The organism is Rhizobacter sp. P2_H2 (assembly GCF_056403375.1).
Window position 1 is genome coordinate 1 of record NZ_JBFUFP010001739.1, and the last position, 650, is coordinate 650.

Here is a 650-nt window from a genome sequence, read left to right on the forward strand (position 1 = left end):
GTCCCGACCGCTGTCGGCTACCTCTACGCCTGCAGCGGCACGACGGACCCGAACAACCCGGGCAACACGGCGCAAGGCTGGATCAGCAGCGACGGAACGACCTGGAACCTGCAGACCAAGTCGATCTACGCGGTGACCGGTGCCGTCTCATGGGCATCGACGTTCACGAACACGATCGCCAATGCCTTCCGCAAACTGGACGGGAATGGCCTGCCCAGCCACACCACCGGGATCTACAAGATCACGAATGAAACGAGCCCGCTGGCCTATCAATACGACCAGAACCCCAACTCCATCAAGCCGAACACCGTCGCCTGGTCCGGGCTGAGCACCAATCCGACAGTCAATGCAACGCCTACCTGCCTGGGTGGCGGAGCCGTCGGCATCTTCCTGACCGGAGCGCGCATGTTCGCCGCGTTCGATGCCAAGGGCCGCGATGCGAGGGCTTGGGAGGTCACCGATGCTTGCGAAGGCCACCCCCAGCAAACGGGTATGTACCACTATCACAGCCTGCCGAAGTGCGGCCTGACCGCCGATGTCGCGGGCCAGCATTCGGCCGTGATCGGCTACGCGGCCGACGGCTTCGCAATCTACGGACCACAGGGCGACGGAGGAACGACCATCGCCAACAAGGATCTCGACATCTGCCA

The 650-nt window shown here is 63.4% G+C and carries 1 protein-coding gene; it reads left to right on the forward strand.

Going from position 1 to position 650, the window contains the following annotated elements:
- Positions 1-650 (forward strand): YHYH protein (locus tag AC1D15_RS35940; RefSeq protein ID WP_477829845.1); only part of this gene is annotated, 650 nt, incomplete at both ends.